Source organism: Nostoc sp. UIC 10630, from assembly GCF_010747425.1.
Classification (GTDB): Bacteria; Cyanobacteriota; Cyanobacteriia; order Cyanobacteriales; family Nostocaceae; genus Nostoc.
On record NZ_JAAGOG010000450.1, the window covers coordinates 1 to 1123 of the forward strand.

The window sequence follows — 1123 nt, forward strand, 5'->3', positions numbered from 1 at the left end:
ATTTATAACTATTCCCAGAGAAAATTCACTGATAAATTCATCTAAATTTTACTTTATTTAGGTAAAATTACTGTGTAAACACAGAAGTATAATATCATAGGTAATATTGCACTACAGCTATAATAAACAAAGTATAAACACTTGATATAGCTTGTGAATGTAGCACTATTATTCACTGGAATCTAGGATTGCTACTCAATACCAAACATTTATGTTGTAAGGGAGCAGAGGTAATGCAGGTAATCCGTCTGGAAGCACTCTCAGACAACTACATATTCTTGTTATATGACGACAAACGCAATATCGCGGCTGTTGTCGATCCAGCAGAGGCTCAACCAGTATTAAAGAAACTGGCAGAGTTAAAAGCTGATTTGGTAGCAATTTTTAACACGCACCACCATAACGATCATGTGGGTGGTAATAAGCAATTAATCGAACAATTTCCCCAATTGATAGTTTATGGAGGAGCTGAGGATCGTGGTAGAATTCCGGGACAAAAGGTATTTTTGCAACAAGGCGATCGCGTCGAGTTTGCAGACCGCATAGCTGAAGTTATCTTCGTTCCTGGACATACCCGCGCTCACATCGCTTACTACTTTCCACCCCAAGAAGCTAGTGAGACAGGCGATTTATTTTGTGGTGATACCCTATTTTCCGGCGGTTGCGGTCGTTTATTTGAAGGAACACCGACCCAAATGGTAGATTCTTTAAGCAAACTGCGTTCTCTACCTGATAATACACGTATCTGGTGTGCCCACGAATACACCTTAAAAAATCTGCAATTTGCCTTAACTGTGGATGGCGACAACGCTGACTTACAAAGACGCTTCAACGAAGTAAAAGCTTACCGTAGTCGAGGAGAAGCTACCATCCCCTCACTGCTAGGAGTGGAGAAGCACACCAATCCATTTTTACGTTGGGATCAGCCATCATTACAATCAACTGTTAAGAGTAGCGATGGAGTGCAAACCTTTGCGCGGATACGGGAAATGAAGAATAACTTTTAGGGGTTAGGGATTAGGGATTAGGGATTAGGGATTAGGGATTGGGGATTGGGGATTGGGAATTCAACATGAAGAAGAGACGAGAGAGAGACTTGTTCAATAATTCCCCCTGCTTCCCC

Annotated in this window: 1 protein-coding gene; it reads left to right on the plus strand. The window is 41.5% G+C overall.

Annotation, left to right across the window (positions count from 1 at the left end; translation table 11 throughout):
* Nucleotides 1-233 precede the first annotated feature (233 nt).
* Entirely contained in the window at nt 234-1007 is a 774-nt protein-coding gene (gloB, locus tag G1O98_RS38310; RefSeq protein ID WP_163939684.1) for a hydroxyacylglutathione hydrolase, read from the plus strand.
* Nucleotides 1008-1123 lie beyond the last annotated feature (116 nt).